This is a genomic window from Brevundimonas naejangsanensis (assembly GCF_000635915.2).
GTDB lineage: Bacteria > Pseudomonadota > Alphaproteobacteria > Caulobacterales > Caulobacteraceae > Brevundimonas > Brevundimonas sanguinis.
The window spans coordinates 2,870,075-2,890,997 of record NZ_CP015614.1; the positions used below are offsets into that span (position 1 = coordinate 2,870,075).

The window sequence follows — 20,923 nt, forward strand, 5'->3', positions numbered from 1 at the left end:
AGGCCAAGTGATTTTTTTTTGGCGAACCTAGGTGACACGCACAGGCAGGAATTTCGTCCAGTGATTCGTCAGCGCCGCGCGGGCATTTGCTGCCTGCTGGGGGTGTTTATCCAAAGGTTGTGGAAATCTATCAGGCAGGGAACGTCCCTCCAGCTTCGCCGTTAGCGCCCCATGGCTCCGCATCCCACCGCCTTTCTGACCCGCGCCCTGCGTGTCGCGCGCACTGAAATCGCCGCTGTGGCCGCCATGCTGGTCGTCGCCCTTGGGGTGCTGACCTTCATCGAGGTGGCCGACGACATGCGCGAGGCGGACGGCCAGGCCTTCGATCAGGCGGTGCTGGCGGCGGTCCGGCCATTCGCCGACGATCCCGGCCGCCCCTGGGGGCCGTGGTGGCTGCACGAAGCGGCGGCGGACCTGACGTCACTGGGCGGCATATCGGTTCTGACGCTGTTCGCGATCATCGCCATCGGCTTCCTGCTGATCATGAAGAAGCGGCTGTCGGCGCTGATGCTGGTGGTCGGCCTGGCGGGCGGGGTGGCCCTGAGCGAGGGGCTGAAAGCGCTGTTCGAGCGCGAGCGGCCGCCGCAGATCTATCAGGCGGTCGATACGCTCAACGCCAGCTTCCCCTCCGGTCACGCCCTATTGTCGACGGTCTTCTATCTGACGCTGGGCGTCATGCTGACGCGGGCCTTTCCGCGCCGGCGGCTGAAAGCCTATGTGCTGGGCTGTGCGGTGGTGATCGCCCTTCTGATCGGGCTGACGCGCATCTATCTGGGCGCGCACTGGGCCTCGGACGTGTTTGCGGGCTGGAGCGTGGGCGCCGCCTGGTCGATGGCGCTGTGGCTGGTCGCCTATGCCGCCGAACGACGCCAGCGCCTGCACGACGCGCCGCTTCAGGACGCGCCCTGATCGCCCGCCCTTAGACCAAGGTCTAGCGCCGCGACGGCGCGCAGCTGACGGATAAAGACGGACGACGTTTCAGGAGTTTCCCATGACCGATTTCGCCGCCCTCTACGCCGAACGGCTGACGACGCCCGAGGCGGCGGCCGCCCTGATCCCGTCGGGCGCCAAGGTGGCCATGGCCCTGGGCGTCGGCCAGCCGCCCGCCTTGCTGAAGGCGCTGGCCGACCGGGCCGAGGCGCGGCAGGTCGGCGACATCAACCTCTACTACCTGCTGTCCACCGCCATCGCGGGCGAGACGGTGATGCGCTACGAACTGACCGACCGCATCCGCCCGCACAGCCTGTTCCACGGCGCCATCGAACGGAAGCTGGAGGCGCGCGCGATTGAGGAAGGCCGCCGCGCCGTCTGGTTCGTGCCGACCGGCTTTCAGCAGGCGCCTCGGGTACTGACGCAGGAGATCGGCGTCGACACCCTGCTGGCGACCGTCTCGCCGATGGACGCCGAAGGGTATTTCAGTTTCGGGACCAACACCGACTACGCCCTGGCTGTGTCGCAGAGCGCGCAGCGGGTGATCCTGGAGGTCAATCCGCACATGCCGCGCGTGTTCGGCGACTGCCGCGTGCACGTGTCCCAGGTCGCGGCCCTGGTCGAACATGCGGCGCCCCTGCTGGAGGCGGGCAAGGCGCCGCAGCAGCCGCAGGATCGCGCCATCGGCGCCCTGATCGCGGGGCTGGTCGAGGACGGGGCGACTCTGCAGATGGGCATCGGCGCCCTGCCGGACGCCGTGTGCGCGGCCCTGCACGACCATCGCGACCTGGGCGTCCACACCGAGATGCTGACGCCCGGTCTGGTCGAGCTGATGAAGGCGGGCGTCGTCACCAATGCGCGCAAGACCCTGCATCCGGGCAAGACGGTCTTCACCTTCTCCATGGGCGACCGTTCGACCTATGAGTTCCTGCACGAGAACTCGGCTGTCGAAGCCTATCCGGTCGACTATGTGAACGACCCGGCCGTCATCGCCCGCAACGATCGGATGGTGTCGGTCAACGCCACCCTTCAGATCGACCTGTTCGGCGCCTGCTGCTCGGAATATCTGAACGGGCGGCAGTATACGGCGGCGGGCGGCCAACTCGATTTCGTGCGCGGCGCGACGGCGTCAAAGGGGGGCAAGTCGATCATCGCCTGCCATTCGACGGCGGCGAAGGGGACCGCCTCGCGCATCGTGGCGCGGCTGGACGGTCCGGCGACGACGCCCCGCAACGACATCCACTACGTCGTCACCGAGCATGGGGCCGTCAATCTGAAGGGGCTGACCGACGACGCCCGCGCCCGCGCCCTGATCGGCCTGGCCGCGCCGGAGTTCCGCGAAGGGCTGGAGCGCGAGGCCAGGGCGATGGGCCTGCTCTAGGTTTAACAAACCGTCCCCATCTTCCTCCCCAGTTTCCTATCATTCAAACACCACATCTAGCGGTCGTGCGAAAATTGATCGCTAGATGTGCGCATCTTCCCTTGTTCGGACGCGCCGGGGGACGCATGGTGCGGGCGCCCTCTCCTGGATTCGCGACAGGTCTTTTTCGATGAACGCCCCCGCTATCATTCGTCCCGACATGCCCGGCCTGCTGACCCCTTCGGCTGCCTATAAGCCCTTCCGCTATCCGTGGGCCTTCGACATGTGGAAGAAGCAGCAGCAGGTCCACTGGATGCCCGAGGAAGTCCCGATGGGCGAGGACGTCAAGGACTGGGCCGCCAATCTGAACGACGGCGAGCGCAACCTGCTGACCCAGATCTTCCGCTTCTTCACCCAAGCGGACATCGAGGTGCAGGACAACTACATGGAGCGCTACGGTCGGGTGTTCAAACCGACCGAAGTGAAGATGATGCTGGCCGCCTTCGCCAATATGGAGACCATCCATATCGCGGCCTACGCCCTTCTGCTCGAGACCATCGGCATGCCGGACAGCGAGTTCGGCGCCTTCATGGAATACGAGGCCATGAAGGACAAGCACGACTACATGGGCCAGTTCGGGGTCGATTCCGACGCCGACATCTGCCGCACCCTGGCCATGTTCGGGGGCTTCTCGGAAGGGCTGCAGCTGTTCGCCAGCTTCGCCATGCTGATGAACTTCCCGCGCCAGTCCAAGATGAAGGGCATGGGTCAGATCGTGTCCTGGTCGGTGCGCGACGAGAGCCTGCACTGCGAAGGCATCATCAAGCTGTACCACGCCTTCAACAAGGAGACGGGCGCCGTCACCAAGGCCGTGGCCGACGACATCGTCGACTGCTGCAAGACGGTGATCCAGATGGAGGACAAGTTCATCGACCTGGCCTTCGAAATGGGCCCGGTGAACGGCATGACGCCCGACGACATCAAGGCCTACATCCGCTTCATCGCCGACTGGCGCCTGCGCCAGCTGAACCTGCCCGAGGTTTACGGCGTGACCGAGAACCCGCTGCCGTGGCTGCAGTCGCTGCTCAGCGGCGTGGAGCACGCCAACTTCTTCGAGGCGCGCGCCACCGAATACTCCAAGGCGGCGACGCAAGGGTCGTGGCACGGCGCCGACGGCGTCTGGGACAGCTTCGACAATATGATGAAGCGCCGCACGCACAGCGCTGAGGCCTGATCCAGCCCGCGTTGGCTAAGTAAAAAGGGCGCCGCTGACGCAAGGTCGGCGGCGCCTTTTTTTGTTGCGGAGGGCCTAGTTCGGCCCCTGACGCCCGGCGTTGCAGCGGGCGCGGTCGCCGCGTTCGCAGGCGGCGACGGTGGCGCGCCAGTCGGCCATCTCTCGGTCATAGCGGGCCTGGGCTTCCCCGGCGGCGCGCAGATCGGCCTCGTGGCGTTCACGGGCGGCGCGGGCGTCGGCCTCCGTCTGATTAAGCTCGGCCTGCCAGCGCCGCTGGGCCTCGGCCTGTGCGGCCTGATTGGCGCGGTCCTCATTCTCGGCCAGGTCGTTCTGGGCGACGATTTCGGCGTTCAGGGCCTGGGTCTGACGCAGTTCATCGGGGTCCTGCTTGGAATCCGGCGCGCGGCGGTAGCGCTCGCCCTTGGTCAGCATTTCGGCGACGGGGTCGCGCGACTGGGCTTGAGCCGAGCTCTGGGCTTGAGCTGAGCTTTGGGCTTGAGGCGGGTCGGCGCGGGGCGTCGTCGTCTGGGCGCCGGCAGGCGCGGCCAGGGCCGCCAGCCCCAGGGTCAAGGCCAAGGTCTGGGACAGACCCGGGGCGGCGCTTCGCGGGGCGGAAAAGCGAATCATCGAAAATCTCCTTCGGACGCGGCGACGGAACGCGGCAAGCTTGGCGTTTCCGCGGCTTCACGGGAACAACGCTTTACGGGCCGGTTTGGCTGCCGGTCACACCGGCAGGCGCAGTTCGAACCGCGCGCCCCACGGCCCGGTGTCGACCAGCGTCAGCGAGCCGCCGTGGTTCGCCGCCAGTTCGCGCGAAATGGTCAGGCCCAGCCCCGTGCCGTCCGCCTTGCTGCCGCTGACGAAGGGCTCGAACAGGCGCTCGGCCAGGCGCGGCGGGATGCCGGGTCCGTCATCGGCGATGAGGATGGCGGCCTCAGCCCCTTCGGTCGCGGCGCTCACAGTGATGGCGCCCTTGCCCCCGCTCTCTGGATTCGCCTCGATGGCCTGACGGGCATTGCGCATCAGATTGACCAGGATGCGGTGAAGTTGGTCCGGGTCGGCGTTGACGGTGAAGCGGGCGGGCAGGTCGCGCACCAGTTTCACTCCGTCCGGCTCCAGCCCGGCATCCTCGGCGGCGGCGGCCACGGCGCGGGCCAGCAACATCTTCTGACGCTGGGGCGCGGGCTCTTCGGTCTTGCCATAGGCCAGAACGTTGCGCGCCAGGGTCGAAGCGCGCCCCAGCGCCCGCTCCAGCCGGGGCAGGGCGATCGCCACCAGCGGGTCGGACGAGGTGGACAGCCGCTCAGACGCCATCTGGGCCGAGGTCAGCATGTTGCGCAGGTCGTGATTGATCTTGGCCACCGCCTCGCCCAGCGCCGCCAGGCGGGCGCGCGAGCGCAGCGACTGGCGCACCTCCTCCTGCATCCGGGCCAGTTCGCGCTCGACCCGGCCGATCTCGTCGCGACGGCTGGACGGCGGTTCGGCCGGGCTTTCGGGATCGGCGGCGAAGCGTTCGATCGAGCGCGTGACGCGGCCCAGCGGCTGCAGCACCAGATAGGACAGGGCGGCGTACAGCAGACCGCCCGCCACCGCCGCGATCAGCAGGGCCACGGCTAGGTTGTTGCGCAGGAAGGTCGCCAGCTCCTTCTTCAGCGGCTGGGCCGGGGCCAGGATCTCGATCAGGTCGCCCGAGCGATAGCGCGGCGCCGCCTGCACCCGCAGCGAGCGGTCCGGGTGGCCGAACAGGGTCTTCCACGGGTCCAGCAGCCGCGCCCCGATATTGCGCTGGCGCAGGTCGATCAGTTCGGGCGCGCGCGGCAGGTTGGGGGCCTGCAGCAGCAGGCGGCGCACGCCCTGCTCGCCGACCACGACCGACTGCACTCCGCCGATGCTGAGCAACTGCTCCGCCGTCGTGTCCTCGACAGCCGAATAGGGCAGGGCCTCGACCCCGACCGACGCCAGTTCCGCCGCCTGCAGCCGGTCCATCAGCCACCGCTCCTGGAAGGAGGCGGCGCTGGGCACGATGATCAGGCCGACGACCGACAGGGTGAAGACGACCGTCAGCACCAGCAGCCGCACCGACAGGCCGTCCGGCGACGGCAGGGCGAACCGGCGGCGCGGCTCGGGCCGTTCCGTCACCGGCGTGAACTCGGGCGCATGGGACTGCATCTCGCCCACCGTCATGACGCCTCCGTGCGGCGGCGGCTGCGCAGCGTCTGACCCAGCCTGAGCAGCAGGGGCAGCAGCATCGACAGGAAGGCCACGCCCATCAGGGGCCAGAAGAACTCGGCGAACAGGCTGCGGATGTCGGGGTTAGGATTGGTGATCAGCACTTCATGCAGGCTGTCGCCGATCCAGCAATAGATGATGTGGGCGGGCAGCAGGCCGACGAAGGTGGCGATGACGTAGGGGCGCAAGGGGGCCGCCATCACGCCCGCCGCCACATTGATCATGTGAAACGGCACGGTGACGACCAGACGGGCGATCAGCACATACCAGAAGGTGTCCTTGTCGACCCCCGCGCAGACTTTGTTGAGCAGGCCCGTATCGGCGGCGGCGCGGCGGCGCAGGGAATCGCCCAGAGCCGTGCGCCCGACATAATAGACGGCCAGGGCGCCGACGGTGGCGGCGAAGGCGGTGGCCACGCCCCCGACCCATGGCCCGAACAGATAGCCCGCCGTCACAGTGATGAAGACCACGCCCGGCACCACGCTGGCCGTCAGCAGGGCGAAGATCAGCATCAGGACGCCCAGGGCCAGCAGATAATGTCCGGCGACCAGGGCCTCCAGCGTTGCGCCGTGCTCGCGCAGCGTGTCCAGCGACAGATAGCGATTCCAGCCCATGCCGAAGATCAGGGCGGCGGCGGCCAGCAGCACGGCCAGGGGCAGAAATCTTTTGACCCGGTCCAAACCGCGCTCCATCCTCTTTCTTCTGCATCCCTAGCGGATTTCCAGCCGTCGTGCGCGTCTGTCGAACGCACGGAAAAGCGGCTGTGGCGTTGACTCCCGTCCTGTCGCCGCTTATACGCCCGCCTCTCTCGCGGCTGACGCTTGTGTCTGTCGCCAACCCCAGTAACCCGGAGCCGACCGTGAAGCGGACCTATCAGCCGTCGCGACTCGTGCGCAAGCGCCGTCACGGCTTCCGTTCGCGGATGGCCACCGCGAACGGCCAAAAGATTGTCGCGCGTCGCCGCGCCAAGGGCCGCAAGCGCCTGACGGCCTGACGTCACGCGCCCATTTCCCTTCAGGGCGGGGCGCATGACCGATCTGATGAAAATCGATCGCCTGTTGAGGCGGCCCCAGTTTCTGGCGGCCGCCAAAGGCGTTTCCCAGGCCCGCGGCGCCGTGGTGGTCCAGCAGCTGGACCGCGCCGACGGGGACCCTTCGGTGCGCCTTGGATTCACCGCTACCCGCAAGATCGGCGGCGCCGTCGTGCGCAACCGCGCCAAGCGCCGTCTGCGCGAGGCCGCGCGCCTGCTGACGCCGCTGCACGGGCGAGCGGGATGCGACTATGTGTTCATCGCCCGCATGGGGACGGCGGACCGCGACTGGGACCGCTTGCTTGACGATGTGAAATCGGCCCTTACAAGGCTCGCAACCCCGCGCGCGGCTTCCGATATGGGAGACCGGGCCGTTTCGACCGCCTCGACACCGACCCGCGCCGCCACCAGCCCGCGCCCCGCCGACCAGGACCGCTGATTTCGATGCAGACCCAGAATTCGCGCAACACCATCATCTTCTTCGTGTGCGCGGCCCTGATCATGGGCGTCTACTACTTCATGGTGATGCGCCCGCAGGCCGAGAGCCGCCGTCAGGCGCAGATCGTCGCCGCCGAGCAGCAGAAGGCGCGCGAGGCTTCGGCCGACGCCGGCCTGACGCCGACGGGCCCCGCGCCGGGCGTCTTCATCAAGGACCGTGGCCAGGCCCTGGGCGCCGTCGCCCGGGTGCCGATCCAGACGCCGACGCTGAAGGGCTCGCTGTCGCTGCAGGGCGCGCGCATCGACGACCTGTACCTGACCAATTACAAGGAAACGCTCGACAAGAGCTCGCCGCCGGTCGAGCTGTTCCGCCCGCAGGGCATGGAGCACGCCTATTTCGCCCAGTTCGGCTGGAGCGGCCCCAACGTCGCCGGCGGCGTCCCGGGCCCCAACACCGTCTGGCGCCTGACCAAGGGCGAGACCCTGACGCCGACCACCCCGGTCGAACTGACCTGGGACAATGGTTCGGGCCTGCGCTTCACCCGCCTCGTCTCGATCGACGAGCAGTATATGTTCACGGTCAAGGACACGGTGGCCAACCTGGGAACCCAGGCCATCGCCATCGCCCCCTACGGCCGCGTCGAGCGCCAGGGCGTCCCGGTCGACCTGGGCAAGCAGATGATCCTGCACGAAGGGGCCATCGGCGCCTTCGGTTCGGACGGCAAATTCACCACCGAACAGGTCAAGTACAAGGACTGGGCCAAGAAGCCGCGCATCCAGAAGGATTCGGTCGGCGGCTGGATGGGCATCACCGACAAATACTGGCTGGCGGCCCTGATCCCGACCCAGGACGAAGCCATCGAGGGCCGCTTCTCGGTGCGCGACGCCGACGGCATGAACGTCCACGAAGCCGCCATGTTGGGCGCCACCCGCACGATCCAGCCGGGCCGCCAGATCGAAGAGACCCAGCGCCTGTTCGCCGGCGCCAAGCGCGCCGAAGTGCTGAAGGGCTACGAGGAATCGCTGGGCCTGCCGCGTTTCGTCTACGCTATCGATTGGGGCATGTTCTGGTTCCTGACGCGCCCGATCTTCACCGTGGTGGAGTTCTTCTACGGCGTGTTGGGCAACTTCGGCCTGGCCATCCTGGCCCTGACGGTCGTGGTCAAGCTGGTCCTCTTCCCGCTGGCCAACAAGTCCTACGAGAGCCTGTCCAAGATGCGGACCCTCCAGCCCAAGATGGAGGAGATCAAGAAGAAGCACGGCTCTGACCCGCAGAAGCAGCAGCAGGAGATGATGGCCCTTTATCAGCGGGAGAAGATCAATCCGCTGGCGGGCTGTCTGCCGATGGTGGTGCAGATCCCGGTCTTCTACGCCCTATACAAGGTGCTGTTCGTGACCATCGAAATGCGTCACGCTCCCTTCTTCGGCTGGATCCGCGACCTGTCCGCGCGCGACCCCTCGACCGTGTGGAACCTCTTCGGCGCCGTGCCGTGGGACCCGGCCACCCTGCCGGTTTTGGGCGGCATCCTGAACGGCCCGCTGCACCTGGGCGTCCTGCCGCTGGTCTATGGCTTCACCATGTGGCTGCAGATGGCGATGAACCCGCCGGCGCAGGACCCGATGCAGCGCCAGATCTTCGCCCTGATGCCGATCGTCTTCACCTTCATCATGGCCCCGTTCGCGGCCGGCCTGCTGATCTACTGGGCCTGGAACAACGTCCTGTCGATCATCCAGCAATATGTGATCATGCATCGCTTCGGGGCCGAGAACCCGATCGACAGCTTCATCGCCCGTTTCAAGAAGGCCTGATCGTTTGGACGCTTCTGACGAGCCCAAGGTCGGCGAATACGCCGACGCCGAGATCGAGGCGGCGCGCATCCTGTTCGCGCGCCCCGCGACCTTCATCATGGGCTGCGCCAAGATCGAGCAGTTGCCGACGCCGGACCTGCCCGAGATCGCCTTCGCCGGCCGCTCGAACGTCGGCAAGTCCAGCCTGATCAACGGCCTGGTCGGCATGCACAAGCTGGCGCGCGCCTCGAACGAGCCGGGCCGCACGCGCGAGGTCAACTTCTTCGATCTGGACGGTCGGATGCGTCTGGTCGACCTGCCCGGCTACGGCTGGGCCAAGGCGTCGAAAACGACGGTTAAGAAGTTCCAGGACCTGGGCCGCGACTACCTGCGCGGCCGGGTGACGCTGAAACGCGTCTATCTGCTGATCGACAGCCGTCACGGCCTGAAGAAGGTCGATGACGAGGCGTTGGACGCCCTGGACCTGTCGGCCGTCTCCTATCAGATCGTCCTGACCAAGGCCGACAAGCTGAAGGCGGGCGAAGCCGCGAAGGTCCAGGCCGCGACGCTCAAGGCCATCGCCAAACGCCCCGCCGCCTATCCGCACGTGGCTGTCACGTCGTCGGAAAAGGGCTTCGGTCTGCCCGAACTGCGCGCCGAGATCATGCGCACCACGGGCGTCACCCTGGACTGAACCGCTCGCGGCGGTATGAACCGTTAAGCTAGACCCGCGTTATCCGCTCGGTTCTTAACGAGAGGGGAGCGCGCCATGCGTTCAGCGATCATGGGCGGCGTCGCCGTCGCCTGCCTGCTGGGTCTGTCGGCCTGCGGAAACAACACCAAGACTGAAGCTCCAGCTGCTGACGGGGCTGAGACCGCCTCGACCGCCGCCGCGCCTGCGATGCTCGATGCGCCCAAGCCCGGCCTGTGGCGCGTGTCCACGGCGATGGAAGGCATGCCCGGCGGCGCGGCCATGGCGCCGCAGGATGTCTGCATCAAGGAAGCCAAGTTGGAGGCTCCCGCCAATGCCCAGCAGCCGGGCGCCGACTGCACGACCCAGCCCTTCGCGCGCCAGGGCGACGCTATGGTCGCCACGTCGACCTGCGCCCTGCCGGGCAATATGAAGGCTGACTCCACCATCCGCGTCACCGGCGACTTCAACAGCCGCTACGTGACCGAAGTGACGACCAGGATGGACCCGGCGCCGACGCCCCAGATGGCCCAGACCAAGGTCACCATGACGGCCGAGCGCATCGGCGACTGCCCCGCCAGTCAGTAATCGCTCGCGGGCCGGCGCCTGGCAAAAGAGCCCGATTGTCCGGGCGGACATGGCGCCGCTGCGAAGCGGCCCCATATCGGTCGGATGATCCCTCTGTCCATTCTCGACCTCGCCCCCGTCCCCGAAGGCTCCGACGTGGGCCAGGCGCTCGCCAACACCATCGATCTGGCCCGCCACGCCGAACGGCTGGGCTACAATCGCTACTGGCTGGCCGAGCATCACAACATGCCGGGCATCGCCAGCGCGGCGACCTCGGTGGTGATCGGCGCAGTGGCGGCGGCGACCAAGACCATCCGCGTCGGGGCCGGGGGCGTCATGCTGCCCAACCACGCCCCTCTGGTCATCGCCGAGCAGTTCGGCACCTTGAACGCGCTATATCCCGGCCGCATCGACCTGGGACTGGGGCGCGCGCCGGGCTCGGATCAGGCGACGGCGCGGGCCCTGCGCCGGACGCTTCAGGGCGACCACGACGCCTTCCCGCAGGATGTGATGGAGCTGATGCAGTGGTTCGCGCCCGCCACGGCCGATCAGCGCATCATCGCCAATCCGGGCGAGGGGCAGGACGTGCCGATCTGGATTCTGGGCTCCTCGACCTATGGCGCCCAACTGGCGGCGCATCTGGGCCTGCCCTACGCCTTCGCCAGTCATTTCGCGCCCGGCGAGATGATGCGGGCCATCGACATCTATCGGCAAACCTTCCGTCCATCGCCGCATCTGGACAAGCCCTACGTCATGCTGGGCTATAACGCCTTCGTGGCCGAGACGGACGAGGCGGCGCGCCTGTTGTTCACCTCGGTCCAGCAGGCTTTCGTCAACCTGAGAACCGGCCGCCCCGGCAAGCTGCCGCCGCCGGTCGAAGGCTATTACGAGCGTCTGGACGGCGCCGCGCGGGGCATGATCGACGCGGCCCTGGCCTGTTCGGCCGTCGGCGCTCCGGCGACGGCCCGGGCCGCCCTTGACGTCTTCATCGCCCAAACCGGGGCCGACGAACTGATGCTCACCAGCCAGATTTGGGACCCGGCCGCGCGGATACGATCGCTGGAGCTTCTGGCCGAGGCGGCAGGGCGAACCGGGCGATTGCCCTAGATAGCGGAGTAGGGCGCCTGGAAATGCGCGATGAGCCTGGCTTCATCTGCGAAATAAGGGTTCGACAGGTGCACGGGCGCTGGAACTTCCGCCTGGCCTGCCGGCCTGCGGAACATGGTCAGACAATCCAGAAGCGCCGCGTCGATCCAGGTGACCACTTCCTGCACCACCATTTGACCGCCATGGACGGAAACGAGGTCCGCGACCGCTGAGGCGGAGACGGAATGCGCCCGACTATGGTCGTTCTGGCCCTCGACGAGTTGAGACTGGGCATAGTTGGAATGATGAATGAAGGCCGTGCCGCCGGGCTTCAGTTTACGGAGGATCTCGGCGACATAGGCTTGCAGGACGTCTATTTCTGCGTGGACCAGCGAGTCGAACGAGAAGACGACATCGAACGATGCGTCTGGGGCGGCGGCGAGCGACAGGCCGTCGTTGCTCTCAAAGCGGGCGTGTGAGGCATTGGAAAATCTGTTGCGACAGGCTTCGACGCAGGACGCGTTCAGATCGATGCCGAGGTAGCGTTCGCAGTTGGGGAGCAGGAAACGCGTCCAGCGACCGTAACCCGGCGCGATCTCTAGGATGCTGGAAGCAGGAAGCAGCCGGTGGAGCCTGGGGAATAGCGAGCCATACCATTGGGCTTCGCTGCCTCCCCAAGGAACGCTCCATTCTTCACCTGCCTCCTCCCAGCCGTAGTTGTCGCCCCAAAGCGAAGTATTCCAGCTGAGATCAGGCATCTTAGGCTCGCTTCCTAGTGTTGAAAAAGAGGTCGTCCAGTCGCGGTTATCCTTAGTCAGAGTGCAAGTAACGCGAGCCTCGCCAAGGCTGTCAATGTCCGTCTGTACGCGCGCTCTAGATGTCCGACGGAGGCAGGAAGCATAGGGGCGTGGGGCCCTTGATCGAGGCGTCGCCGGAGGCTGTCGTGCGGCCGCAGGCGGCGCCGAGGCGCATGGCGTCGGCCAGGTCCTGGGCCGATATCGGCGCGCGCTCGTTCAGGCGCGCGCGCAGGCCCTGGCATGCCGCGAGGATAGCGGCGGCGCGGCGCACCTCGGCGTTGTCGGACCGTGCGCCAAGCCCTGCCAGGGTGGCGAAGCGCCATTCGCCTTCGTCGGAGGGACCGCTGATCATGTCCCATTTTTCCGTCGGCGTCAGATGTTCGCCGATCAGCGCCCAGTCGTCCTCGCCTCGGCGTCGCCGATAGTGGCCCAATCGATCCGGCAGGCCGTGGCGCGCATAGATGGCGACGGCGATCGCTTCTACTTCGGCGATCTGCTCAAGGATGGCGCGCAGACCGTCGTCGGCTTCGTCTTCACCCGCACCGGTTGGATGCGGGACCGCGGGGGCCGCCTCCTGACGACGCCGAGGACGGCCGAACATCGCGCCTTAGTCGAGGTTCAGCGTGCTGGTCACGGAGACGTCGTAGACGACGCGTGTGATGCTCTGCACGAACTCGAAGAATTTGCGCATTTCTGCGGCTCCGGCGCGCGGGGCGTAGATGACGTCGTCGGGCTGCATCTGGAAGTTGCTGGCGATGAAGAAGCCCTCGCCCTCGTTCAGATTCAGACGATAGACGACCGGCACCCCGCGCGAGGTGGGGGCCTGCTGAATGCCCAGGGCCTGGGCGACCTCCGGCCTCTCGAAGCGGAAGACCAGCACCGACCGGGCGTTGGCCAGGTTGGAGTCCAGCCCGCCGACGCCGCTGAGCGCTTCAGCCAGGGTCAGGGGCCCGGACGGCAGCTCGCTGCGCGCCACGGCGTTGAAGGCGCCGAAGGAGCTGAAGCGGCGGGGCTTGTAGACCAGATTAACTTGATCGCCGCGCTGGAGGCGCACGTTTTCATTGAACTCGGTCGTCACGACGGACATCGGCGCAGCGTAGGTCTTGCCGTCGCGCTGAATCCGAACGTCGATGTCATACAGCGACCGCGACGGGCCGCCCGCAGCGGCGATCACGTCCAGAATGCGGTTGTGGTTGCTCGTCAGCGGTTGGCGGCCCGGATTGCGGACCTCGCCCAACACGGTGACGGCGTTGGACGTATTGCCGGCGACGGTGACGATCACCTGCGGATTGGCCACCTTGCCGATGAGGGCGCGGCGCACGGCGGCCGAGGCCTGCGTCGGCGTCAGCCCCTGAACATTCACCTCGCCCGCGAAGGGGATCGGCACGGCGCCGTTGCGGTTGACGACCAGCGGCGGCAGGGTCTGGTTGCCGCTGGATCCCGCATTGTTGGAGCCGCCCCCGAACAGGGCGCCGCCGGGCTCGAAGATGCTCACGGCCAGGGTGTCGCCGACGCCGATCACGTCGGTCGGGGCGTCGGACGACGCCAGGGCCAGGGTCGAGAAGGACGGCGGCGGCGCGGCCTTGAGACGTTCGCTCAGGGCGAAATCCAGATCGATCAGGGCGTAGTCGCCGGCGCGTTCGGGCGATGAGGCGCCCTGAACGACATTGCGCCCGGACGGCCCGTCGCGCGGCAGGGTGGAGCACCCGGCCAGAAGGGCGACGATGAGCAGGCTGGCGGCGGTTCTGGTCATGGGGCCTCTGTTCAATTTCATCAGATGCTTACCCTTCAGGCGGTCGCGCCGCCAGAGGAAGACAGCACCCGTTCCTGAACGACATTGAAATGGCGCGCCCAGTCCGGGGCGCAATAGGGCGGGGCGACGGGCGGGTTGCGGGTCCAGTCCTCCAGCGCGCTCAGCCAGCCCAGCCCGTCCAGCGGGTCGATCAGGCGGGCGTGGGGCACCAGTTCGCGGTGGGCGGCGATGTCGGAGGCGATCAGGGGCACGCCCATGGCGCTGGCCTCGACGGCGGGCAGGTCGAACCCTTCGACAGACGACGGCGCCACCATGGCCCGGGCGCCGCGCATCAGCGCAGACAGGGCGCAATCGGGCAGGTTTTCGGCCTGATGCACCAGGCCCCGCAGATTGGGCGAGCGCTGCAGATGGTCCAGCACCGCCTCATTCTCCCAGCCGTAACGCCCCACCAGGACCAGACGCGGCGTCTCGTCGCCCATCGTCTCCTGAAGGCGCCGCCAGACCGTCAGCAGGAAGGCCAGGTTCTTGCGGGCCTCGATCGTGCCGACGTGCAGGAAATAGGGGCGGGCGGCCGTGATGGCGGTGCGGCTGTCGAAGGTGCGCTCCAGCCCCAGGTGGGCGACCTCGATCGGCGGGGCGGCCAGGTTGGACCGGGCGGCGAACCGTTTCAGCTCGTCCGCCGTGTAGTGGGAGTTGACGAGGATGCGCGAGGCGTGGCGCAGGACATTCTGCATGCGCCGCTCATGCTTGGCCCCATCGCCGGGGCGGCAGAACTCGGGGTGTGTCACCGGGATCAGGTCGTGGACCATGATGATCCGTTCGATGCCGCCGTCCGCCAGCGACGTCAGGATGTCCGGCGTGTTCAGACTGGTGTGGCCGACGTTGATATAGGCGCGGGCCGAGGGCGGGGCGGCGATGCGGCGCGACCGGAAATACTGTTTCCACACCCGCTTCGGCTTCTTGCGAAGCTGCGGGTTTTCCTCAGGAACGTGGCCGATCACCGAGGCGCCGTTGTCGGGCGAGTTCAGGGCGTCGAACAGCCTGCGGGCCTCGCCGTTCAGTTCGGACACCGCGCCGGGGCCGGTCCAGCGCGTCCGCAGCTCGGTCAGGCGCTGACGGAACCAGTCGTTGTCGACGCGCGCCAGCTGGTCCTTGCGCGCCCGCACCGGCGTCATCCGATAGACGGGATGCTCGATCAGCCATTCGGCATAGGCCAGACAGACCCGGTCCACGCCGGTCGGCGCGCTGCGTTCGGTCCGGCTGAGCAATCGACTGGCGTCGAAGAGCACGTCCTGCACCATCAGGAGACGTATCCCGCCTGCATCAGCTCGGCGATGTGGATGATGGCGACGGGGCGCCGCTCATCGATGACGAACAGATTGCTGATCTTGTTGGCGCTCAACAGATCGACCACGTCGCTCATCCGGGCCTGGGGATCGACCGTGATCGGGCTGCGGCTCATGATGTCTTCAGCGTGCAGGGCCGTGATGTCGTTGGTGAAGGCGCGGCGCACGTCGCCGTCGGTGATCATCCCGGCCAAAGAGCCGTCCGGCGCCAGCACGGCGACGGCGCCCTTGCGCCCCTCGGTGATGGCCGAGACGACGGTTCTGAAATCGGCGTCCAGCGGCACGCTGGCGGGGGCGGCGGCGTTGTCGCCCATCCATTCGCGCACGGTCTGCAGGCTCATGCCCAGCGAGCCGCCCGGATGGTGCAGGCCGAAATCCTCCCGCGTGAAGCCGCGCCGGTCCATCAGCACCATGGCCAGGGCGTCGCCCATGGCCAGGGACATCAGGGTCGAGGTCGTCGGCGCCAGGCCGTTGGGGCAGGCCTCGGCCACCTTGGGCATGGTCAGGCAGACGTCGGAGTGGCGACCCAGGAAGCTCTGCGGCCTCTGGGTGAGGCCGATCACCGGAATGTCGTTGCGGGCGCAGAAGATGAGCGGATCGCGCAGTTCGCGGCTCTCGCCCGAGTTGGACAGGGCCAGAAGCGTGGTGTCCGGGCGCAGCATGCCCAGGTCGCCGTGGCTCATCTCGGCCGGATGGACGAAGAAGGAGTTGGTGCCGGTCGAGGCCAGGGTGGCGGCGATCTTGCCGCCGATGTGTCCCGACTTGCCCATGCCGGTGACCACGACATAGCCCGGCCGCGACAGGATGACGTCGGCCGCCCGCGCGATCGAGGAATCCAGCGACCGCTCCAGCGCCTCCAGCGCCTCTATGTTCAGGCGCACGACCTCGCGGGCGCGGTCTGACATGGCGGCGAGCTGTTCGGGAGTAGAAGGAGCGGAGAGGGCGGTCATCACGGTTCCAGGCGCCGGGGCCGCTTCTGCGGCTCTTCGTACAGCAGCCGGAATTGCCCCAATAAGCGGCTCTACACAATGGCGTGGTCGGAAAAGCGCCGGACAAAACGTTTCGATCCGGCCCGTTGAGAATCTTTTACAACCTTTGCGGTGCTCGCGCGTTGTGACGATCTCACTAATGGGAAAGTCGAAACCTCAGCCTGATGTCCGATGCTCAGGGGGCCGCTCCCCCGCGCCTGCCTCACCCGCCCGTCTGCTTGCCCAGCGCAGCCCTGTTTCTCGACCTCGACGGGGTCCTCGCTCCCCTTGCGCCGACGCCTGACGCCGTCGGGCCGGACGCGCGCCGCACGGCGGTGTTGACCCGTCTGACGCAGGCCCTGCAGGGGCGCGCCGCCGTCGTCAGCGGCCGCACGCTTGCGGAGATCGACCGGATCAGCGACGGCGCCGCGCGCGCGGCCTCCGGCGTGCATGGCCTGGAACGCCGGCGCGACGACGGCGCCCTGTTACGCGCGGATCCATCGCCGGCGATCAAGCAGGCGCTGCAGGCCTTCCACGCCTTCGCCGCCGCCCGTCCCGGCGTCCTGGTCGAGGACAAGAGCCTGTCGGCGGGTTTGCACTTCCGCCAGGCTCCGGAGGAGGGCGACGCGGCGACGCGGCTGGCGACCGATCTGGCGGCGTCGACGGGCCTGACCCTGCAGCCGGGCTCTATGGTGCTGGAGCTGAAGACCCCCGGGGCGGACAAGGGCACGGCGGTTCGCGCCTTCATGCAGGAACCGCCCTTCCTCGGCGCGACGCCCGTCATGGTCGGCGACGATCTGACCGACGAGGCCGGGTTCGAGGCGGCGCAGGACCTGGGCGGGTTCGGCGTGCTGGTCGGGCCGTCGCGGCCAACCGCCGCCCGCTATCAACTGGCCGATGTCGCCGACGTTCTCGACTGGCTGGAAGCCGTCGCCGCAGACGCTCACAAGGAGCCTCGCCATGAAGCCTGACCTCGACCTCGCCCCTATCGGCAACTGCTCCGTCAGCGCCCTGGTCGACCGGCGCGGCCGCTTTGTCTGGGCCTGCGCCCCGCGGATCGACGACGACCCGGTCTTTTCCGCCCTGATGGACGGCGAGGCGCCAGAGCACGGCTTCTGGGCCATCGAGCTGGAGGGCCTGGCCTCGGTCGAACAGGCCTATGTTCGCAACACAGCCGTTCTGCGCACGGTCATGACGGGCGCGGACGGCGCCGCCGTCGAGATCATCGACTTCTGCCCCCGCCATCTGAAGCACTCGCGCATCTATCGGCCGACCGCCTTTGCGCGGGTGGTGCGGCCCCTGTCGGGCTCGCCGCGCATCACCGTGCGGCTGCGCCCCTCGGCGGACTGGGGCGCGCGCGCGGCTGAGCGGACTTCCGGCTCCAATCACATCCGCTATCTGTGCAGCGACGTGACCCTGCGCCTGACCACCAACTGTCCCGTCAGCCATGTTCTGAACGAGCGCACCTTCCGTCTGGAAGAAGAGATGGCCTTTTTCCTCGGCCCGGACGAAGGCTACGATCAGGCGGTGCTGGCGGGCGTCAATGCGGCGCTGGACCTGACCATCGCCCACTGGAAGCACTGGACCCGCACCCTCTATCTGCCGCTGGACTGGCAGGAGGCGGTGATCCGCGCCGCCATCACCCTGAAGCTATGCGTCTATGAAGAGACCGGCGCCATCGTCGCCGCCATGACCACCTCGGTGCCCGAGTTCCCCGAGAGCGGGCGCAACTGGGACTATCGCTACTGCTGGATCCGCGACGCCTATTACACGGTGCGGGCGCTGAACCGCCTGGGCGCGGTGGATATCCTGGAGAACTACCTCGGCTATCTGCGCAATCTGGTCGACGCCTCGGCGGGTGGTCATGTGCAGCCGGTCTATGGCGTGGGGCTGGAGCCCGCCATCGTCGAGCGCATCGTCGACAGCGTGGAAGGCTATCGCGGCATGAAGCCGGTGCGCGTCGGCAATCAGGCGCATGAGCATCTTCAGCACGACGTCTATGGCCAGATCGTCCTGCCGCTGGTTCAGGCCTTCTTCGATCAGCGCCTGCTGCGTCCCGGCACGGTCGAGGATTTCCGCGCTTTGGAAAAGGTCGGCGACCGCGCCTTCGCCATGCACGATCAGGTCGACGCCGGCCTGTGGGAGTTCCGCACCATCGCCCGCGTGCACACCTATTCCTCGGTCATGTGCTGGGCGGCCTGCGACCGCCTGGCCCGCGCGGCGCATCACCTGGGCCTCAACGACCGCTGGGAAGTGTGGCGCGAGCGGGCGCGCGTCATCCGCGAGCGCATCGAGGCCGAGGCCTATCTGCCCGACGAGGGTCGCTTCGCCGCCAGCTTCGGCGGGACGGAACTGGACGCCGCGCTGCTGCAGATGACCGACCTGGGCTTCCTCGACGCCCGCGATCCGCGCCAGGTGAAGACCTTCGAGGCGATCGAGCGCGACCTGAAGCGCGGCCCCTATCTGTTCCGCTACATCCACCCGGACGACTTCGGCGAGCCGGAGACCGCCTTCAACTTCTGCACCTTCTGGTACATCGAGGCGCTGGCGCTGAACGGCCGGGTCGAGGAGGCGCGCGTCATCTTCGAGGAGATGCTCAGCCGCCGCACCCATGCGGGCCTGCTCAGCGAGGACATTTCGATCCAGGACGGCGAGCTGTGGGGCAACTACCCTCAGACCTATTCTCTGGTCGGGATCATCAACTGCGCGGTCCTGCTCAGTCGTTCGTGGCAGGACGCCCGATGAGCCGCCTGATCGTCGTCTCCAATCGCGTCTCCGCGCCGAAAGACCCGGCGGCGGGCTCTGCGGGCGGGCTGGCCATGGCCCTGTCGGCGGCGCTGCGGAAATATGAGGGGCTGTGGTTCGGCTGGTCGGGCGAGACCGTGGAGCGGTTCACCGGCGAGCTCAACATCGAGGATCGCGCCGGCGTCACGGTGGCCACCGTCGATCTGGAGCCGCAGGATGTCGATGAATATTACAACGGCTACGCCAACAAGACCCTGTGGCCGCTGTTCCATCACCGCGTCGACCTGACCGCCTATGAGCGGTCCTATGGCGAGGGTTATGAGCGCACCAACCGCCGTTTCGCCGAGGTGCTGCAGCCCCTGCTCCAGCCGGACGACGTGATCTGGATTCACGACTACCACATGATCCCGATGGCGCGGGACCTGCGCCGGCTGGGCGTGAAGAACCGCATCGGCTTCTTCCTGCATACGCCCTGGCCTGCGCGGCAACTGCTCGTCACCCTGCCGCATCACCGGCGGCTGGTGAAATCCATGTTCCATTTCGACCTGCTGGGCTTCCAGACCCGCGAGTGGATGGAGCTGTTCCAGCGCTACGTCGAGGTCGAGGCCAAGGGCGTGGTCGGACCCGGCGGCCGGGTCGAAGCCTTCGACCGCAGCGTCCAACTCGGCGTCTTTCCGATCGGCATCGACGTGGACGGTTTCTTGGCGGCGCGCGATTCGCTGCTGGGCCAGAAGACCTATGACCGGATCGCGGCCAGCGCCGCCTTCCGCTCCATGATCGTGGGGGTGGACCGGCTTGACTATTCAAAGGGGCTGGAACAGCGCCTGCTCGGCTATGAGCAGTTCCTGGAAGACAATCCGTCGATGCGCGGCGATGTCTTCCTGCTGCAGGTGACGCCGATCTCGCGCGACGACGTGGATACCTATCAGGACATCCGGGCGCGGCTGGACGCCCTGGCCGGACGCATCAACGGCGCCTACGCCGACATGGACTGGCAGCCGATCCGCTATCTGAATCGCACCTTCCGACGCGACCAGCTGGCGGGCATCTATCGCGCCGCCCGGGTCGGGCTGGTGACTCCGCTACGCGACGGCATGAACCTGGTGGCCAAGGAATACGTCGCGGCCCAAAACCCCGACGATCCCGGGGTGCTGATCCTGTCCCGCTTCGCCGGCGCCGCTGAACAGATGGGCGAGGCCCTGCTGGTCAACCCCTTCAGCCGTGAAGAACTGTCCGACGCCATCCACAAGGCCCTGACCATGCCCCGGGAAGAGCGCATTCGAAAGTGGAAGGCGCTGATGCAGGTTGTCCGCGACACCGACGTCGCCCACTGGCGCGATCAGTTCGTGCGCGCGCTGATCAACTGAAAGCGCTGTCGGCTTTGAGGCGCTGCAGCGATCGAGCGCGACCTTTTGACGCACATAAATTTTTCTCAGACCGCGGACCATTCGTCTTATTTGAATGACAGTAACGCGTAGATCGGCACTCCCTCGGTATTAATAACGACGATCTTGCGGTTTAGTTTTAGATTGCATTGGTCGCTTAGATGAAGACAGTCATTACATACGGCACTTTTGACCTGTTTCATGTCGGGCACCTGAGAATTCTCACTCGTGCTAAGGCGTTAGGTAACCGACTGATTGTTGCGGTCTCCACGGACGAGTTTAATTTCGTCAAAGGTAAGTCTTCCGTGATTCCCTATGCTTCTCGAGCTGAAATCGTCGCAGGACTGAGTTGTGTTGATCAAGTCATACCGGAAGAGAATTGGGATCAGAAGATTTCTGATATCAAGAATTGGTCAGTTGATGTTTTTGTCATGGGGCATGACTGGGACGGCAAGTTTGATTATCTGTCGGATTATTGTGAAGTGACCTATCTTGATAGGACCAGTGGCGTGTCTTCTACAATGATTAAGCGCACTGTCGGCGCGTCTAGTTCTTCCGCGATTGGTTTCTAGGGTT

At 66.8% G+C, this 20,923-nt stretch carries 21 protein-coding genes; 13 read left to right on the top strand and 8 right to left on the bottom strand.

Features of this window, described 5'->3' with window-relative positions:
- Positions 1-171: 171 nt before the first annotated feature.
- The 3 genes from DA69_RS13720 (at position 172) to DA69_RS13730 (ending at position 3,524) form a co-directional block, all read left to right on the top strand.
- Positions 172-909, top strand: a complete 738-nt coding sequence (locus DA69_RS13720; RefSeq protein ID WP_025976626.1) for a phosphatase PAP2 family protein — start codon at positions 172-174, stop codon at positions 907-909.
- Between the two features lie 82 nt (positions 910-991).
- Positions 992-2,311 carry an acetyl-CoA hydrolase/transferase family protein gene (locus DA69_RS13725; RefSeq protein ID WP_025976625.1) on the top strand — a complete coding sequence of 440 codons (1,320 nt, stop codon included), beginning with the start codon at positions 992-994 and terminating at the stop codon, positions 2,309-2,311.
- Between the two features lie 169 nt (positions 2,312-2,480).
- Positions 2,481-3,524, top strand: a complete 1,044-nt coding sequence (locus DA69_RS13730) for a ribonucleotide-diphosphate reductase subunit beta (protein ID WP_025976624.1) — start codon at positions 2,481-2,483, stop codon at positions 3,522-3,524.
- 75 nt (positions 3,525-3,599) lie between these two features.
- Here the strand turns inward: DA69_RS13730 and DA69_RS13735 are convergent, their stop codons facing one another.
- The 3 genes from DA69_RS13735 to DA69_RS13745 all read right to left on the bottom strand — a co-directional run bounded on the left by DA69_RS13735 (position 3,600) and on the right by DA69_RS13745 (position 6,445).
- A complete protein-coding gene (locus DA69_RS13735) occupies positions 3,600-4,151 on the bottom strand; it encodes a hypothetical protein (RefSeq protein ID WP_025976623.1) in 552 nt (183 codons plus the stop codon).
- A 96-nt stretch (positions 4,152-4,247) separates the two neighbouring features.
- Entirely contained in the window at positions 4,248-5,708 is a 1,461-nt protein-coding gene (locus DA69_RS13740; RefSeq protein WP_025976622.1) for a sensor histidine kinase, read from the bottom strand.
- Complete coding sequence (locus DA69_RS13745) at positions 5,705-6,445, bottom strand: TVP38/TMEM64 family protein (protein WP_235599171.1); 741 nt, start codon at positions 6,443-6,445, stop codon at positions 5,705-5,707. Before DA69_RS13745 ends, DA69_RS13740 begins: the two co-directional genes overlap by 4 nt.
- Before the next feature lie 167 nt (positions 6,446-6,612).
- On the opposite strand from DA69_RS13745, the gene rpmH reads away from it, so the two are divergent.
- The 6 genes from rpmH to DA69_RS13775 all read left to right on the top strand — a co-directional run bounded on the left by rpmH (position 6,613) and on the right by DA69_RS13775 (position 11,374).
- Entirely contained in the window at positions 6,613-6,747 is a 135-nt protein-coding gene (gene rpmH / locus DA69_RS13750) for a 50S ribosomal protein L34 (protein WP_024354913.1), read from the top strand.
- A gap of 34 nt (positions 6,748-6,781) precedes the next feature.
- Complete coding sequence (gene rnpA, locus DA69_RS13755) at positions 6,782-7,222, top strand: ribonuclease P protein component (RefSeq protein ID WP_025976620.1); 441 nt, start codon at positions 6,782-6,784, stop codon at positions 7,220-7,222.
- A gap of 5 nt (positions 7,223-7,227) precedes the next feature.
- Positions 7,228-9,030, top strand: coding sequence for a membrane protein insertase YidC (gene yidC / locus DA69_RS13760; protein ID WP_025976619.1), 1,803 nt, complete (start codon positions 7,228-7,230; stop codon positions 9,028-9,030).
- 4 nt (positions 9,031-9,034) lie between these two features.
- Positions 9,035-9,703: a ribosome biogenesis GTP-binding protein YihA/YsxC gene (gene yihA, locus DA69_RS13765; RefSeq protein WP_025976618.1), complete on the top strand. Its 669-nt coding sequence runs from the start codon at positions 9,035-9,037 to the stop codon at positions 9,701-9,703.
- Positions 9,704-9,778: 75 nt separating this feature from the next.
- Positions 9,779-10,288: a DUF3617 domain-containing protein gene (locus DA69_RS13770; RefSeq protein ID WP_025976617.1), complete on the top strand. Its 510-nt coding sequence runs from the start codon at positions 9,779-9,781 to the stop codon at positions 10,286-10,288.
- A gap of 84 nt (positions 10,289-10,372) precedes the next feature.
- Positions 10,373-11,374, top strand: a complete 1,002-nt coding sequence (locus DA69_RS13775; RefSeq protein WP_025976616.1) for an LLM class flavin-dependent oxidoreductase — start codon at positions 10,373-10,375, stop codon at positions 11,372-11,374.
- Here the strand turns inward: DA69_RS13775 and DA69_RS13780 are convergent.
- The 5 genes from DA69_RS13780 to DA69_RS13800 all read right to left on the bottom strand — a co-directional run bounded on the left by DA69_RS13780 (position 11,371) and on the right by DA69_RS13800 (position 16,199).
- A complete protein-coding gene (locus DA69_RS13780) occupies positions 11,371-12,111 on the bottom strand; it encodes a class I SAM-dependent methyltransferase (RefSeq protein WP_025976615.1) in 741 nt (246 codons plus the stop codon). The genes DA69_RS13775 and DA69_RS13780 overlap by 4 nt on opposite strands.
- Positions 12,112-12,226: 115 nt before the next feature.
- The gene (locus DA69_RS13785) at positions 12,227-12,751 is read right to left on the bottom strand and encodes a hypothetical protein (RefSeq protein WP_025976614.1); all 525 of its coding nucleotides are present in this window, start codon (positions 12,749-12,751) and stop codon (positions 12,227-12,229) included.
- 6 nt (positions 12,752-12,757) lie between these two features.
- The gene (locus DA69_RS13790; RefSeq protein WP_025976613.1) at positions 12,758-13,903 is read right to left on the bottom strand and encodes a polysaccharide biosynthesis/export family protein; all 1,146 of its coding nucleotides are present in this window, start codon (positions 13,901-13,903) and stop codon (positions 12,758-12,760) included.
- Between the two features lie 35 nt (positions 13,904-13,938).
- A complete protein-coding gene (locus tag DA69_RS13795; RefSeq protein ID WP_025976612.1) occupies positions 13,939-15,204 on the bottom strand; it encodes a glycosyltransferase family 4 protein in 1,266 nt (421 codons plus the stop codon).
- Entirely contained in the window at positions 15,204-16,199 is a 996-nt protein-coding gene (locus DA69_RS13800) for a KpsF/GutQ family sugar-phosphate isomerase (protein WP_025976611.1), read from the bottom strand. The genes DA69_RS13795 and DA69_RS13800 overlap by 1 nt, the downstream gene beginning before the upstream one ends.
- Positions 16,200-16,402: 203 nt before the next feature.
- Here DA69_RS13800 and otsB point away from each other — a divergent pair, with 203 nt between their 5' ends.
- The 4 genes from otsB (at position 16,403) to DA69_RS14425 (ending at position 20,919) form a co-directional block, all read left to right on the top strand.
- Positions 16,403-17,188, top strand: coding sequence for a trehalose-phosphatase (otsB, locus tag DA69_RS13805; RefSeq protein ID WP_025976610.1), 786 nt, complete (start codon positions 16,403-16,405; stop codon positions 17,186-17,188).
- Positions 17,178-18,962 (top strand): glycoside hydrolase family 15 protein, encoded by a 1,785-nt coding sequence (locus tag DA69_RS13810; RefSeq protein ID WP_025976609.1) that lies wholly within the window; start codon positions 17,178-17,180, stop codon positions 18,960-18,962. Before otsB ends, DA69_RS13810 begins: the two co-directional genes overlap by 11 nt.
- On the top strand, positions 18,959-20,329 hold the full coding sequence (locus DA69_RS13815) for an alpha,alpha-trehalose-phosphate synthase (UDP-forming) (RefSeq protein WP_025976608.1): 1,371 nt from the start codon (positions 18,959-18,961) through the stop codon (positions 20,327-20,329). The genes DA69_RS13810 and DA69_RS13815 overlap by 4 nt, the downstream gene beginning before the upstream one ends.
- Positions 20,330-20,508: 179 nt before the next feature.
- Entirely contained in the window at positions 20,509-20,919 is a 411-nt protein-coding gene (locus tag DA69_RS14425) for an adenylyltransferase/cytidyltransferase family protein (RefSeq protein WP_082891498.1), read from the top strand.
- Positions 20,920-20,923: the final 4 nt, after the last annotated feature.